Origin of the sequence: Aeromonas sp. HMWF015, from assembly GCF_963878965.1 — a bacterium.
In the GTDB taxonomy this organism is placed as follows: Bacteria; Pseudomonadota; Gammaproteobacteria; order Enterobacterales; family Aeromonadaceae; genus Aeromonas; species Aeromonas veronii.
In genome coordinates this window covers 2,187-15,721 of the sequence record NZ_CAWNZT010000271.1, presented here as the reverse complement: position 1 = coordinate 15,721, position 13,535 = coordinate 2,187, and the positions used below count along the sequence as shown (strand labels likewise).

The 13,535-nt window shown below is 59.8% G+C and carries 14 protein-coding genes and 2 pseudogenes; 6 read left to right on the top strand and 10 right to left on the bottom strand.

Going from position 1 to position 13,535, the window contains the following annotated elements; genetic code table 11:
- Both AACS18_RS14330 and AACS18_RS14325 read right to left on the bottom strand, forming a co-directional pair.
- A pseudogene (locus AACS18_RS14330) lies at positions 1-444 on the bottom strand (beta-aspartyl-peptidase); the annotation flags it as partial.
- A gap of 66 nt (positions 445-510) precedes the next feature.
- Complete coding sequence (locus AACS18_RS14325; protein WP_101529955.1) at positions 511-1,293, bottom strand: ABC transporter substrate-binding protein; 783 nt, start codon at positions 1,291-1,293, stop codon at positions 511-513.
- Positions 1,294-1,680: 387 nt separating this feature from the next.
- Here AACS18_RS14325 and AACS18_RS14315 point away from each other — a divergent pair, with 387 nt between their 5' ends.
- Positions 1,681-2,289, top strand: coding sequence for an acyl carrier protein phosphodiesterase (locus AACS18_RS14315; RefSeq protein ID WP_108612513.1), 609 nt, complete (start codon positions 1,681-1,683; stop codon positions 2,287-2,289).
- A gap of 56 nt (positions 2,290-2,345) precedes the next feature.
- Here the strand turns inward: AACS18_RS14315 and AACS18_RS14310 are convergent, their stop codons facing one another.
- Both AACS18_RS14310 and arsC read right to left on the bottom strand, forming a co-directional pair.
- Complete coding sequence (locus AACS18_RS14310; protein ID WP_108612512.1) at positions 2,346-2,729, bottom strand: DUF2069 domain-containing protein; 384 nt, start codon at positions 2,727-2,729, stop codon at positions 2,346-2,348.
- Positions 2,726-3,076: an arsenate reductase (glutaredoxin) gene (arsC, locus tag AACS18_RS14305; RefSeq protein ID WP_108612511.1), complete on the bottom strand. Its 351-nt coding sequence runs from the start codon at positions 3,074-3,076 to the stop codon at positions 2,726-2,728. Before arsC ends, AACS18_RS14310 begins: the two co-directional genes overlap by 4 nt.
- A 60-nt stretch (positions 3,077-3,136) precedes the next feature.
- Between arsC and AACS18_RS14300 the strand changes: the two genes are divergently transcribed.
- Positions 3,137-3,619, top strand: a complete 483-nt coding sequence (locus tag AACS18_RS14300) for a TlpA family protein disulfide reductase (protein WP_108612510.1) — start codon at positions 3,137-3,139, stop codon at positions 3,617-3,619.
- A 100-nt stretch (positions 3,620-3,719) separates the two neighbouring features.
- On the opposite strand, the gene AACS18_RS14295 is transcribed toward AACS18_RS14300, so the two are convergent.
- Positions 3,720-5,174 (bottom strand): beta-barrel assembly-enhancing protease, encoded by a 1,455-nt coding sequence (locus tag AACS18_RS14295; protein ID WP_005352930.1) that lies wholly within the window; start codon positions 5,172-5,174, stop codon positions 3,720-3,722.
- A gap of 121 nt (positions 5,175-5,295) precedes the next feature.
- Between AACS18_RS14295 and AACS18_RS14290 the strand changes: the two genes are divergently transcribed.
- Genes AACS18_RS14290 through AACS18_RS14280 form a run of 3 tightly spaced genes read left to right on the top strand, consistent with a single transcriptional unit; the run spans position 5,296 to position 7,467 of the window.
- Positions 5,296-5,529 carry a sulfurtransferase TusA family protein gene (locus tag AACS18_RS14290; RefSeq protein WP_005361432.1) on the top strand — a complete coding sequence of 78 codons (234 nt, stop codon included), beginning with the start codon at positions 5,296-5,298 and terminating at the stop codon, positions 5,527-5,529.
- 25 nt (positions 5,530-5,554) lie between these two features.
- The gene (locus tag AACS18_RS14285) at positions 5,555-6,625 is read left to right on the top strand and encodes an AI-2E family transporter (protein WP_005333851.1); all 1,071 of its coding nucleotides are present in this window, start codon (positions 5,555-5,557) and stop codon (positions 6,623-6,625) included.
- Between the two features lie 35 nt (positions 6,626-6,660).
- Positions 6,661-7,467 (top strand): MipA/OmpV family protein, encoded by an 807-nt coding sequence (locus AACS18_RS14280; RefSeq protein WP_108612509.1) that lies wholly within the window; start codon positions 6,661-6,663, stop codon positions 7,465-7,467.
- Between the two features lie 111 nt (positions 7,468-7,578).
- On the opposite strand, the gene AACS18_RS14275 is transcribed toward AACS18_RS14280, so the two are convergent.
- Positions 7,579-8,379 (bottom strand): alpha/beta fold hydrolase, encoded by an 801-nt coding sequence (locus AACS18_RS14275; RefSeq protein WP_108612508.1) that lies wholly within the window; start codon positions 8,377-8,379, stop codon positions 7,579-7,581.
- 128 nt (positions 8,380-8,507) lie between these two features.
- Here AACS18_RS14275 and ppk2 point away from each other — a divergent pair, with 128 nt between their 5' ends.
- Complete coding sequence (gene ppk2 / locus AACS18_RS14270) at positions 8,508-9,323, top strand: polyphosphate kinase 2 (protein ID WP_108612507.1); 816 nt, start codon at positions 8,508-8,510, stop codon at positions 9,321-9,323.
- A gap of 111 nt (positions 9,324-9,434) precedes the next feature.
- Here the strand turns inward: ppk2 and AACS18_RS14265 are convergent, their stop codons facing one another.
- From AACS18_RS14265 to malE, 4 genes and pseudogenes are all read right to left on the bottom strand, one after another.
- Positions 9,435-10,571, bottom strand: coding sequence for an ABC transporter ATP-binding protein (locus AACS18_RS14265; protein WP_108612506.1), 1,137 nt, complete (start codon positions 10,569-10,571; stop codon positions 9,435-9,437).
- A gap of 68 nt (positions 10,572-10,639) precedes the next feature.
- Positions 10,640-11,530 (bottom strand): maltose ABC transporter permease MalG, encoded by an 891-nt coding sequence (gene malG / locus AACS18_RS14260; protein WP_005333868.1) that lies wholly within the window; start codon positions 11,528-11,530, stop codon positions 10,640-10,642.
- A gap of 12 nt (positions 11,531-11,542) precedes the next feature.
- Positions 11,543-13,195, bottom strand: coding sequence for a maltose ABC transporter permease MalF (gene malF / locus AACS18_RS14255; RefSeq protein ID WP_108612505.1), 1,653 nt, complete (start codon positions 13,193-13,195; stop codon positions 11,543-11,545).
- Between the two features lie 75 nt (positions 13,196-13,270).
- A pseudogene (gene malE / locus AACS18_RS23510) lies at positions 13,271-13,535 on the bottom strand (maltose/maltodextrin ABC transporter substrate-binding protein MalE); the annotation flags it as partial.

Here is a 13,535-nt window from a genome sequence, read left to right as displayed (position 1 = left end):
GATCAGGATGATGTCCGACTCCACCGTGCCGGTCAGGGTCTTGACCGGCAGATGGTAGGAGCCGGTATACATAAAAGCGCTCACCCCGGCGGCGCGAAACTCGCGCACCTTGCCGAGCACCTGCACGGGAGTGCGGGTCAGGCTGTCGGTGCCAAGCGCCGCCACCAGGGTGGTGACGCCGGCCTTGAGCGCCTCGCTCGCCGCCAGTTCCGGGGTGCGAAAAGCAAAGCCCCCCTCACCGCCACCGCCGGTGATATGGGCCAGCGGATCCACCAACCCGGGTACCAGATAGCGGCCTCGACCATCGACCCTGTGCAGCGGCCAGTTTGTGGGCACCGTCAACCCCTTGCCCATCCAGGCGATACGGCCATCGGCCACCAGCAGATCCTGCTGGCCAAGGTGGGTGGGGCTGAAGATCTCGGCCCCCTCGATCAGGGTCAACATGGCGATCCTCCTTGCACGATTGTCGCTTGCCCAATGAAAAGAGAGGGAGCAAGCTCCCTCCCCCCGTCAACCACCATATATATCGTACTTAAAGTACTTCTGGTTGATCTGCTGATAGGTGCCATTGGCACGCAGTGCCTTGATCGCCTCGTCCAGCTTGCCCTTGAGCTCCTTATCGCTCTTGCGCACGGCGATCCCCATGCCATCACCAAACCACTGGCGATCGGTCAGGGCGGGCCCCACATAGTCGAACTTGTCGCCCCCCTCTTTGCCAAGCAGCCCCTGCTCGATAGCAGAGGCATCGGCCAGCAGGGCCAGCACCCGACCCGCTTTCAGATCGAGATAGGCCTCATCGGCATTGCCGTAGCGGACTATGGTGACATTCGAGCCAAAATTGTCGGTCAGGTACTTGTCGTGGGTGGTAGCACGCTGCACCCCGATACGCTTGCCCGCCATGCCTTCCGGGGTCAGCGTCAGCTCTGTCCCCTTGGCCGCCACAAAGCGATTGGGAATATGGGCATATTTCTCGGTGAAATCGACCTTCTGGCGCCGCTCGTCGGTGATCGACATGGCGGCGATGATTGCGTCGTATTTACGCGACAGCAGGGCCGGGATCATGCCGTCCCAATCCTGCGCCACCAACTCGCACTTGACCGCCATCTGCTTACAAAGGGCGTTGGCGAGGTCGATATCAAACCCCTTGATCTCGCCCGACGCATCGGTCCAGGAGAAGGGCGGGTAGGCCCCCTCCACCCCGAAGCGCACGGTTTTCCACTCCTTGGCCATGGCGGGGGTGGCCAGCAGGCTGGCAACAAACAGGGCTGAGAGGGTCAGTCTGATCTTCATCATGAGTACTCCATTACATAAAAAGCGCACAGGCGCGGACAGGGCATCGCAGGCGAATACATGCGATGACCAAAAGCGGCAAAATCTGGATGAGCGAGATCACGCCCGAGCGGGCGTCAGTGAACTGCTCCAGGGGTTCGATCTATTCGTCGAACCACTCGGAGAGATAGAAAGGCTTGAAGTAGAAGGCCAGAAAAAAGCCTCTGGCTTTGCGCATCATGGTGGTTTGTCGCGTCCTGTGACAAAGATGGCAATCACCTTAGCACGCCCGAATTTTGCCCGGCAAGAGGCAGCCGCCAGGCAGTAGCAAAATCCCGATCATGGTCAAGGCAGGCGGGATCCGTTAGGCTCGAAGCACCTTGCCATCCCATAACAGACCCACAGCGACCGATGAATTTTCTGGCCCATCTCCATCTGGCTGCCCACACCCGAAGCTCCCTCACCGGCAATCTGCTCGGCGATTTCGTCAAAGGCACGCTGCCCACGGGGCTTTCCGCCCACTTCGATGAGGGGATCTGGCTACACCGCAAAATTGACGCTTTCACCGACAGCCACCCCGAGCACAAGGCGGCCGTCGCCTGTTTCGAGGCCCCCTGGCGCCGCTTTGGCGGCATAGTGGTGGATATGATCTACGACCACTGCCTGAGCCTGCACTGGGGACTGTTCAGCACCGAGCCCCTGCCCCGCTTCCTGCAACGCGGTTATGAGCAGCTATTGGCGGATCACCCACGCCTGCCGGACGGACTGCCACTCCCCCTCAAACGGATGGCCGAGCAGAACTGGATCGCCTCCTACCGCCACAGGGAGGGGCTGGGGCAAGCGCTAAATGGCATAGGTCGCCGACTGCGCCGCCCGGTACAACTGGGAGAGGCGCTGCTGACCCTCGATGAGTCGCAGTGGCAAACATGCGAGGCGGGATTTCTGCGCTTCTATCCTCAGCTGATGGACTTTAGCCAGCAGCAGCTGGCCCAATATCGGGCAGCCCACGGGGCACAGTGATCCCTCTGGATAGGCCTGCGTCCCCATAAAAAACGCCCCTTGCGGGGCGTTTGTCATCAGTTGGCTTCGTCTTTCTTTTTGCGAATGCTTAAGCCAAGTTCGCGACCACGCAGTCGGGCGTAATAGATGGTGCCGACAAAGGCGATAGTGGTGAACAGCAGCTCCACCACAGCCAGCCACCGCTCCCCCTCATCCGTGGTGATCAGGGTGAGGGCGTGGAGGAAATAGGGCATCAACACGAAGTTGCCCCAGGCGTGGGTGTAGGGGTTGCCCTGCACTATCCCCTTGAGAGGGAAGAGCAGCGGCACCGTCCAGATCACCGGCAGCAGCCAGGGGGTGAGGTCCGGATGAGGCGACAGCCACAGATGCCAGAGGATGACCCAGCCCAGCAGACCAAAAAAGCCGACCAGAGTCAGCCAACGTGCGAAGCGGGTGCTCACTTGAGGATCTCCAGCACCTGCTCCGGCGGGCGACCAATGCGGGCCTGACCATTCTTGATGACAATTGGGCGCTCGATCAGCTTGGGATGCTGGTGCATGGCGCGAATAAGGGCGTCGCCGTTCACTTCGCTGAGGCCCAGCTCCTTGTAGAGATCCTCCTTGGTGCGCATCAGCTGGCGGGGATCGCTAAAACCGAGCAGAGAGAGCAGGTTGCGGATCTCATCTTCGCTCGGGGCCTGCTCCAGATAGAGCACCACATCAGGGGCGATCCCGTGCTGTTCCAGCAGGGCCAGGGTTTCGCGACTCTTGGAGCAGCGCGGATTGTGGTAGATTTGGGTCTCGCTCATGGTAACTCCCTGATTAATCGCAAGATGGGACTAGAAACGGCGCTATTGTAGGGGAAAGTGATGGTCAGGGTAAGCGGCAGTGGAAAGGAATTGAAACGAATTTGTTGGCTGATTGTGGCTGGCCTGCTGGGCGCATGCACACCTGCCCCCGAATTTACCGATGCCACAGGGCAGTCGGTCAGCCTGCGCCACTTTGCCGGCAAGCCGCTGCTGGTCAACTACTTCGCCCCCTGGTGCGCCCCCTGCCTGCGGGAGATGCCGCGCCTCAACGGGCTGGCAGCGGAGGGCCAGATCACAGTGGTGGCCATCAACTACGACCCGACTACGCCAGCAGAGCTGGACAAACTGGCTGCGCAGTACCACATCAAGGTGCCGCTCCTTATTGCCAATGAAGATGCCAAACTCCCCTTCCCTCGCCCAAGCGGCCTGCCCACCAGCTATCTGCTCGATAGCGAGGGCAAGCTCAAGCAGACGCTGGTCGGCGAGCTCGACCAGCAGCAGATCGAGATGCTCAAGGCGACAGCCAGCAGCCTGAGTCACTAACTCGTCGCACTATCAATGTAACCCACATCAACATCATCGCTATAAACAACAAGGGCGCACCGTGGTGCACCCTTGTTTGATAGGCCAATACCAGGTTTCGTTAGCCCTTGAGGCTGTCGAGATCCTTCTTGGCCCGCTCCAGCTCGGTGATGCGCGCCTCCAGACGAGCCAGGGTCATCCGGTCGCTGGTGGTACCGCGCGCCACGATCAGCTCGTCGATGGCCGCCTGATAATCCCCGCGCAGCGCGAGCATCTCGGCCCGCGCCATATGCAGCTCGGTCATTCTGCCCGCCTTGCGATAGGCATCGGCCAGCAGGTTCCAGGCCAGATTGTTCTCCTCATGGGCGCGGGCATAGGGGTCGAGGATGGCGATGGACTTCTTGTAGTTGCCGCTCTCGAGGTAGGCGTTGCCGAGGTTGACCACCACCACTTCGTTATCCGGCATCCGGCTGCGGAACTTCTCGAGGCGCGCAATGGCCTGGGCACTGCGCCCCTTGGCCAGATCGATGTCGGTCTGAGCATCGACGATAAAGAGATCTTCCGGATGACGGGCCGCCAGCTCCTGCATCAGGGTATCAGCCTCGTCGGTGCGCTTGAGCTGGATCAGCGCCAGCGCCTTGCCATAGATGGCGGCATCCTTGAGCGGATAATCCCCCTTCTGGATCCGGCTATCGAAGTAGCTCAGCAGCCCCTGCGGGGTATCGGTACCAAAACGCACCTGAATCCGCACCTTGGCCAGCCAGAAATCGAGGCTGGGCGGCAAGTCGCGGCGGCCATAGCTGCCTGCTCGGGCGCGGGCCTCGCTGATCCGGGTCTCCGGCAGCGGGTGAGTCAGCAACATTTCCGGCGGCTTGCTGGCATAGCGATACTCGGCAGCCAGTTTCTGGAAGAAGTTGGCCATCCCCATGGGATCGAAACCGGCATCGTAGAGGGTCTTCATGCCGATCCGGTCCGCTTCGTATTCGTTGTCGCGGGTGTAGTTGATGGCAGACTGCATGGAGAGGCCCAGCGTGGTTTGCAGCGCGGCGATACCGGCAGTCGGGTTGATCACCGCCAGTGCGATGGATCCCACCAGACCGGCCAGGGTCACCGCCGAGCTGCTCGCCTGCGCCTCCATATAACGGGCGATATGGCGCTGGGTCACGTGGGTGATTTCGTGGGCCAGTACCGAGGCCAGCTCGCTCTCGCTGTCGGCGTAGAGGAAGAGGCCGGTGTGCACCTTGACTCGCCCGCCGAGGAAGGCGGCCGCGTTGATGGTGGGATCATTGATGAGGAAGAAGGTAAACGGGAAACGCACCCCATCGGCGTTGGTCAGCAGTCGCTGACCCAGATCGTCAATGTACTGGCTCAGCACCGGATCATCGATGATCGGCAGACCCGCACGGGCAAAGCGCATAAAAGCGTTGCCGTAACGCACTTCCTGCTCGATGGGCAGGGCAGCAACCCCGGCCGTGCCGATGTCGGGAAGCTGATTGTTGGCCTCGGCATGAAACGTGGCGCCCATCAGGGAAGCCAGCAGGGGAAGCGATGCCATCAGGGGGGAAAAACGTGCCACGTTATCTCTATCTCCATCAGAAAGGGCCTCGGCAGAATACCCTTGCCCATCAAGGGCTACAAGCGTTGTTTCATGCTCTTATCACGGCCATAATAGCGGCCACCTGCCTGATGGAGCCCCCATGGAAATTCTCGACCTGACCCCCTGGCGCTGCCCCGAGCCGCTGATCCGGCTCAAGCTTTGGTTAAGGGGGGCCAAAAGCGGTCAAACCGTCACCATCCGGCTGGCCGATGCGGGCTCCCGGCAGGATATTCCGGCCTATCTGCACCGTCAGGGCCACCATGTCGAGATGCAGCAACAACCGGACAATACCCTCTCTTTGCAGTTGGTTGTCGGGGCGAAACAGCCATCTTGAGCCCCAGTGATGTAAGGATGCAGTCATGTTAGAAGTATTGAAGCGCTGGTATCAGACCCGTTTTTCCGATCCCGATGCCGTTACCCTTTTCCTGTTGCTGGTGTTCTGCTTCACCATCATCTGGCTGTTTGGTGATCTGCTGGCCCCCCTGCTGGTGGCGCTGGTGATGGCCTATCTGCTGGAGTGGCCGGTCGCCCGGCTGCAAAAAGCAGGGCTGTCGCGCACCCTGGCCACCAGCGTCATTCTGATCCTCTTTATTGCGGTAGCAGTCGCCTCCTTGCTGGGTCTTATCCCGACGCTGGTGAGTCAGGGGATCAATCTGGCCAAAGAGGCGCCGGCCATGCTGACCCACGCTCAGGATTATGTGCGCACCCTGCCTGACAAATACCCCGAGCTCATCGACGTCAGTCTGGTGGAGACCGTCATCGACAATATTCGCCAGCGCATCCTCAGTGGCGGCGAGCATCTGGTGAGCGCCTCCCTCAGTTCGCTGGTCAACGTGGTCGCCATCATGATCTACCTCATTCTGGTACCGCTAATGGTCTTCTTTATGCTCAAAGACAAGCGGGTACTGATGGGCAGCCTGCGCCGCTTCCTGCCGCGCAACCGCACCCTGGTCAACCGGGTGTGGGTGGAGATGAACAACCAGATCATCAACTACATCCGCGGCAAGGTGATCGAGATCCTCATCGTCGGCATCGCCACCTATGTTCCCTTCGCCCTGATGGGATTGCGCTACTCGGTGCTACTGGCGGTCGCGGTCGGCTTCTCGGTGCTGATCCCTTATATCGGCGCTGCCGTGGTGACGGTTCCGGTCGCCATGGTCGCCCTGTTCCAGTGGGGGCTCACCCCGGAGTTTGCCTGGCTGATGGTGGCCTATCTGGTCATTCAGGCCCTCGATGGCAACCTGCTGGTGCCGGTGCTTTTCTCGGAAGCGGTCAACCTCCATCCGGTGGCCATCATCATCGCCGTGCTGGTCTTCGGCGGCTTGTGGGGATTCTGGGGAGTCTTCTTCGCCATTCCCCTCGCCACCCTGGTCAAGGCGGTGATCAATGCCTGGCCAAAACGTGAAGAGATGCCCGGTGCCGCAAAATAACCTGCTTCCCCTGCAATCGTGACAACGGAGTGTCCATGACCTTTTTTCGTCAAATCAGAGCGGCAGGGCTGACGGCCCTGCTCCTCGCTGCCGCCATGTCCGTCCGCGCCGATATCGATCTTGGCGCCATGGATCTGCTCACCAGCGACAGTCCCACCAGCCCTGTGCCACAGGGCTTTGTCGCCGGTGCAGCGCTCATCGGGGGACAGGCCCGTTATGAAGCGCAGGACAACGCCCTCTACGCCATCCCGGGCTTTATCTATTTTGGCGACCAGTTCATGTTTCTGGGGGATCGGGCCCGCTACTACTTCCACAAGGATGAGAACGTGGCCCTCTACGGCTATGGCAGAGTCCGTTTTGGCAATCTGGATCCCGAGGACTCTCCGGCCTTTACTGGCATGGAGCAGCGAAAATGGCAGCTGGAAGGCGGGATCGGTGGCAACATCATCACCCCCTACGCCCTGCTGACCGTGCGTGCCAACAGCGATGTCACCGGCCGCAGCAAGGGACAGGAGCTGCTGCTGTGGGCCGATTTCCCCATCCTGCGTGACAACCTGCTGATCATGCCGGGGATGGGGCTGATGCTGCGCAGCGACAAGATGGCCAACTACTACTTCGGCGGCATCTCCGAGAGCGAGGCAACCGCCCAGCGGCCTGCTTGGGATACCGGTACCACCCTCTCCCCGATGACGGCCCTCATCACCAGTTACCGCTTCAGCCCCAACTGGATTGGCATGTTTGCCATGAACTACGAATGGTATGATCGGGACATCAAAAACAGCCCCATCGTCCAGCACGACGGCGAGCTCTATGCGGGTTTTGCGCTGGGCTATATCTGGTAACGGTTATGAATCTTGAACCGTGAGACACGACCAAACAAAAGGGAGCCCTCGGCTCCCTTTTCCACGACCATCAGGCTGGTCGTACAGCCTGCTCAAGCTGCCAATTCAGGCTTACAGCGCCGCCAGAAACTCGGTCAGCTGCTGATTGACGAAGGCCGGATTTTCCAGCGACGAGATGTGGCCAGCCATCGGGATCTCCCTGAACGGGCAACCCAGCACCTCGGCCATCAGATAGCCCTCCAGCACCGGACGGGCCTTGTCCTCGCAGCCGGTCATCACCAGTGCGGGAGTGGTGATCTCCTCCAGCCACTCGATACGATCTTCGCGGGTCACAAAGCTGCGGCCCACCGCCACCATGGCGGCAATCTTCTCGTTTGGCCAGGCGGCCAGACGCGCCTTGAAATCGGCCAGCAAGTCGGCATCGGGCTGGTTGGCAAAGAAGATAGGCGCCACCTGTTCGATGATGGGCTCCGGCACGGTGCCGAGCTGTTCGATCATCGCCAACATGCCGAGGTAGCGCTCGCAGGTGATCTGCGGCTCGAGGCCGACAAAACTGTCCATCAGCACCAGCCCCTTAAGGCGGTTTGGCACCATGCGCGCCAGCTCCACACCCCACATGCCGCCGATGGAGAGGCCTACCAGTACGAACTCGTCAACCCCGAGGGCATCGAGCAGCGCCAGGTGATCCCGCGCCAGAGTCGCCAGGGTGCAGCCACCTTCGGGGAGCAGGTCGGAATCGCCGTGGCCCCACAGCTCGGGAACGATGCAGCGATAGCTGCCCTTGAGCGCCTCGATTTGCGGCGCCCACATGGCGCTGTCCCACAGATAGCTGTGACCAAACAGCAGTACCGGCCCTTGCCCTTCGTCCAGATAGGCCATCCGGCGGCCCGCTATCTCCATAAAATGCTTCATGTTATCTCCTGTTGCCAGCGATGGGCGGGCAGTGTATCACGTCCCCCTTGGCAGGTGATGCCTCCCTGGTGCAAGCTGACAGTGACTCAAAGAAGTCACCCATGAAAGGATGCCAAAAGGAGAAGCCCATGGCGAAGGAGAAGAGCAAGAAGCGGCCGCGTCTGGACAAGAAGTGCTACGAGCACCACCTTGCCCATCTGCAGGAGGAACTGGTCAAGCTGCAGGAGTGGGTCAAGCAGGAGGGGTTAAAGGTAGTGGTACTGTTCGAGGGACGGGACGCCGCCGGTAAAGGAGGCGTCATCAAGGCGATCACCGAGCCGCTCAACCCCCGGGTCTGCCGGGTCACGGCGCTGCCCGCCCCCTCCGATCGGGAGCGCTCCCAGTGGTACTTTCAGCGTTATGTGTCCCACCTGCCCGCCGCTGGCGAGATGGTGCTGTTTGACCGCTCCTGGTACAACCGGGCCGGAGTCGAGCGGGTGATGGGATTTTGCAGCGATGCCGAGTATCGCGAGTTTCTGCGCGCCTGCCCCGAGTTTGAGCGGATGCTGATCCGCTCCGGCATCACGGTGATCAAATACTGGTTCTCGGTCAGCGACGAGGAGCAGGAGAAGCGCTTTAAAGAGCGGATCAACACCCCCATCAAGCGCTGGAAGTTCAGCCCGATGGACTTGCAATCCCGCTCGCGCTGGGTCGAATACTCCCGCGCCAAGGATGACATGTTCACCTACACCGACACCGAGGATTGCCCCTGGTTCGTGGTGGAGGCGGACGACAAGCGCCGTGCCCGCCTCAACTGCATCGCTCACCTGCTGGGCAAGGTGCCCTACGAGGCGATCCATTACGAGCCCATCAAGCTCCCCCCCATCAAGACAGAGGGGTATGAGCGCCCACCGCTGACCAGCCAGACCTTTGTACCCGATATTACCGCCGAACTCGAGGCTTGAACCGGGTTACCTTGCCTATCTGCATGTTCAAATCGCAGGCAATAAAAAGCCGGTCTGACGACCGGCAAAAAGGCATTGATTATTAAGAAAGGAAAACCGGCACAAAAAAAATCAGGTACGGATATATTTGGCGGTACGGGGGAACGCCTGCTCCTTGGCATCGAACAGGTAGCAGGCTTCGGCCGGGATACCCACGCTGTAGGTCTGACCGGTCGCCACATCCACATCCGAGGTAGCCTTGACGGTAAAGTCGTGACCATCCACATCCATATAAACGAAGGACTCGGCGCCCAGGTGCTCGGCCACCTGCACGATCCCGCTCACCTTGCTGTGCGCATGGGGGTGATCCAGCGGCATCAGGTGCTCGGGGCGAATACCCAGCTCCACCTTGTCACCCACAGCGCCACTGCGGGCATCGACCCGAGCCCGTACGGTATCGCCAGAGGTCAGCTTGACCAGGCACTCCTGCTCGCCAATCTCCAGCAACTCGCCCGCCAGGAAGTTCATCTTGGGAGAGCCGATAAAGCCCGCCACGAACTTGTTGTCCGGGTTGTGGTAGAGATCCAGCGGTGAACCGAACTGTTCCAGGTTGGTGGCAGCTTCGGCCTTGAGCGGGCTCAGCACAACAATCTTGTCGGCCAGGGTCATCGCTTCCACCTGATCGTGGGTCACGTAGATGATGGTGGAGTTGAGCTCCTTGTGCAGCTTGGCGATCTCGATCCGCATCTTGACCCGCAGCGCGGCATCCAAGTTGGAGAGCGGTTCGTCAAACAGGAACACCTGCGGCTGCTGCACGATGGAGCGACCGATGGCGACCCGCTGACGCTGACCACCGGAGAGCGCCTTGGGCTTTCTGTCCAGCAGCGGCTCAAGACCCAGGATCTCGGCGGCGCGCATCACCCGCTTGTGGATGCTCTCTTTGTCCATCTTCTTGAGCTTCAGACCAAAGGCCATGTTCTCGTAGATGTTCATGTGCGGATAAAGGGCGTAGGACTGGAACACCATGCCGACGTTGCGTTCTACCGGCGGCACGTCGTTCATGTAGCGACCGCCGATGGTCAGCTCACCGCTGGTGATATCTTCCAGACCCGCGATCATCCGCAGCAGGGTGGATTTACCGCAGCCGGACGGGCCGACGAAGACGATGAATTCGCCCTCCTTGATGGAGAGGTTGATGTTGCGCAGGGTGTCCTTGTGAACAGCCGGATCGTAATTTTTGCGAACGTTGTTGAGTACTACTTCAGCCATGACGAGCTCCGCTCTTGAATCTTTGCAAATCGTGATAGCGGGGGGAGTCTGCTCCCCCGGCCATAAACTTAACCTTTCACACCACCAGCAGTCAGACCGCCAACCAACCAGCGCTGTGCCAGCAGGAAGACCACAGTGATGGGGAAACCGGAGAGCACTGCGGCCGCCGCGAAATCACCCCACAGATAGTTCTGCGGATAGAGGTACTGCTGGGCCCCGACCGCCAGGGTCAGATTGTTCACATCCTGCAGCAGGATGGAGGCCATGGGCACCTCGGTAATGGAACCGATAAAGGCCAGAATAAACACTACCGCCAGGATGGGCACCGACAGGGGCAACAGGATCAGACGGAATGCCTGCCACGGGGTCGCACCGTCGATGGCCGCCGCCTCCTCCAGGGAGGAGTCGATGGTCTCGAAGTAGCCCTTGATGGTCCAGACGTGGAGGGCGATACCGCCCATGTACGCCAGGATCAGGCCACCGTGGGTGTTGAGACCGAGCCAAGGGATGTAGTCACCAATCTTGTTAAAGAGCGCGTAGATAGCTACCAGCGCCAACACTGCCGGGAACATCTGGAAAATCAGCATGCCCTGCAGGATGGTGGACTTGCCACGAAAACGCAGGCGGGCAAATGCGTAAGCACAAGTGGTGGAGAGCGTCACGATCATCAGGGCAGTGATGCCGGCGATCTTGATGGAGTTCCACAACCAGGTCAGCACCGGGAACGGCGGCGGCGTGATGCTGCCGTCGGCGTTGGTGATGGACATGCCCAGCGCCAGCTTCCAGTGATCCAGCGTCGGATTGGAGGGGATGATCTCCCCTACCGCGAAGTTACCGTTACGGAACGAGATGGCGATAACCATGATCAACGGGAAGATGATCAGCGCCAGGAAGCCCCACATGACCAGGTGGGTTGCCCACACCCGGTATTTGACTGATTTGGGTTGTACGATTGCCATGTTGAAGCCTCCTTACAGCTGCTTGTCGGCTTTGGACAATTTCAGGTTGAGCAGCGCCAGCGCACCTACGATGAGGAAGATAGCTGTGGCGATGGCACTGGCCAGACCGTAGTCCTGACCACCCGATCCCTGGAACGCAATCCGGTAGGTATAACTCACCAGCAAGTCGGTGGTACCGGCCGGGGTGCTGGCGCCGATGATGTCGGGCGCACCGTTGGTCAACAACTGGATAAGCACGAAGTTGTTGAAGTTGAAGGCGAACGAGGCAATCAACAGCGGTGTCAGCGGCTTCATCAGCAGCGGCACGGTGATCTTGAAGAAGTTCTGTACCGGGCCGGCACCGTCCATGGCGGACGCTTCATAGAGATCTTCCGGAATGGCTTTGAGCAGGCCCATGCAGAGGATCATCATGTAGGGGTAGCCGAGCCAGGTGTTGACAATCAGGATCATCACCTTGGCCAGGAAGGGGTTGGTATACCAGTCCGGCTTGATGCCAAACGCCGCTTCCAGGAACATGTTGATCTCACCGAAGTTCTGGTTGAACAACCCCTTGAACACCAGGATGGAGATAAACGCCGGGATCGCATAGGGCAGGATCAACATGACCCGATAGAAACCGCGCCCCTTGAGCTCTTCCCACTGCACCAGACAGGCCAGCACCATGCCGATAGCCAAGGTGAAAGCGACGGAGCAGGTTGAGAAGATCACGGTCCAGATGAAGATCTGCAGGAAGGGTGACTGGATGCCCGGATCGGTGACGATGCGCGCGAAGTTCTTCCAACCGACGCTCACCACAAAGCCCGGAGCAATACCCTTGCCGACAAACTGACCCTGTTCGTCGATGTACTGATAGAAGCCGGTCTCGCCATTGGGCAGCATCAGCTCGCCATTCTGGGTATCACGCAGCAGGTTGCTGTCTTTGATCACCACGCCGGACTTGAGCACGGCACCATCCATCAGACGGGTGTAGTGCTGCTTCTGGGCGGCAAACTTGCGCAGACTGCTCAGGGTCAGGTGGGTACCGCCATCCGGCAGTACCAGATCAAGGTCACTCAGATGAGTACGATGCTCAACAATGGCGCGGATCGGTGCGGCCTTGCTGGCAGCTTCGCCAGTGAAGGGCTGCAGCTCGACCACTTGCTGGGTGTTCTGCACACGGCCCTCGCGGGACGCCAGCTCACGGGCCTTGTTGGTCATCAGGGAAACAGGTTGGCTGATAAAGGATTGATCATCCTGTGTCAGCAGCAGCTGGAACTGGCCATTGTCGCCACCCAGCAGGGTAAAATCGAATTCACCGCCCGCCACCTTGTAGGTTTTCTTCAGGTGGTAGTCCCGCGCCTGCTCCACGGAGAGCAAGTTGGACCCCGAATAGTTGGTGAAGGCAATGCCAATGGTGTAGGCAAGAGGGAAGATGATAAACACAACCATGCCCGCAACACCCGGAAAGATGTAGCGATGGGCATAGGTCTTCTTGTTCATGAAGACATACAGACCGACGGAAACCACCACCAGATCCAGCAGCGCGAATACCCACTCGCCACAGGCGTACATCATCACGGCTGCGTAGCCGTTGAGGATGGCAACCAGGGCCGCTATGGTCCACTTAAGCCAGGTGTGCTTATCCTTCGGACCGGCATAGGACTCAACAGAAGGTACTACTTCCATGCCAATTAACCTTTATAACGCCAAGAGAGATTTGAGAGAGTGGGAGGCCATGACGGCCTCCCGGATAGTGCGTGCTTACTGAACGATACGCTTGGCAGCGGTATCCAGAGCTTCGTCAACACCCTGACGACCGGAGGTCACGTTCTTGAGGGCAGTTTCGAAGGAAGACCAGAAACGGCTCATCTCGGGAACGGATGGCATCGGCTCGCCAGCCTGGGCGTTCAGCATGGTGGCCTTGATGTGCGGATCGGATTCCAGGGTCTTCTGGAAGGATTTCAGCGCAACGGCACCCAGCGGCTTGTCGGCGTTAACCGGCGCCAGACCGGCATCGGTCAGCAGG

Coding starts and splice junctions, on each gene's coding strand:
- arsC (WP_108612511.1), bottom strand. CDS start 3,076: ATGAGCGAGACCCAAATCTACCACAATCCGCGCTGCTCCAAGAGTCGC.
- AACS18_RS14315 (WP_108612513.1), top strand. CDS start 1,681: ATGAATTTTCTGGCCCATCTCCATCTGGCTGCCCACACCCGAAGCTCC.
- AACS18_RS14290 (WP_005361432.1), top strand. CDS start 5,296: ATGGAAATTCTCGACCTGACCCCCTGGCGCTGCCCCGAGCCGCTGATC.
- AACS18_RS14325 (WP_101529955.1), bottom strand. CDS start 1,293: ATGATGAAGATCAGACTGACCCTCTCAGCCCTGTTTGTTGCCAGCCTG.
- AACS18_RS14265 (WP_108612506.1), bottom strand. CDS start 10,571: ATGGCTGAAGTAGTACTCAACAACGTTCGCAAAAATTACGATCCGGCT.
- malG (WP_005333868.1), bottom strand. CDS start 11,530: ATGGCAATCGTACAACCCAAATCAGTCAAATACCGGGTGTGGGCAACC.
- AACS18_RS14300 (WP_108612510.1), top strand. CDS start 3,137: ATGGTCAGGGTAAGCGGCAGTGGAAAGGAATTGAAACGAATTTGTTGG.
- malF (WP_108612505.1), bottom strand. CDS start 13,195: ATGGAAGTAGTACCTTCTGTTGAGTCCTATGCCGGTCCGAAGGATAAG.
- ppk2 (WP_108612507.1), top strand. CDS start 8,508: ATGGCGAAGGAGAAGAGCAAGAAGCGGCCGCGTCTGGACAAGAAGTGC.
- AACS18_RS14275 (WP_108612508.1), bottom strand. CDS start 8,379: ATGAAGCATTTTATGGAGATAGCGGGCCGCCGGATGGCCTATCTGGAC.
- AACS18_RS14280 (WP_108612509.1), top strand. CDS start 6,661: ATGACCTTTTTTCGTCAAATCAGAGCGGCAGGGCTGACGGCCCTGCTC.
- AACS18_RS14285 (WP_005333851.1), top strand. CDS start 5,555: ATGTTAGAAGTATTGAAGCGCTGGTATCAGACCCGTTTTTCCGATCCC.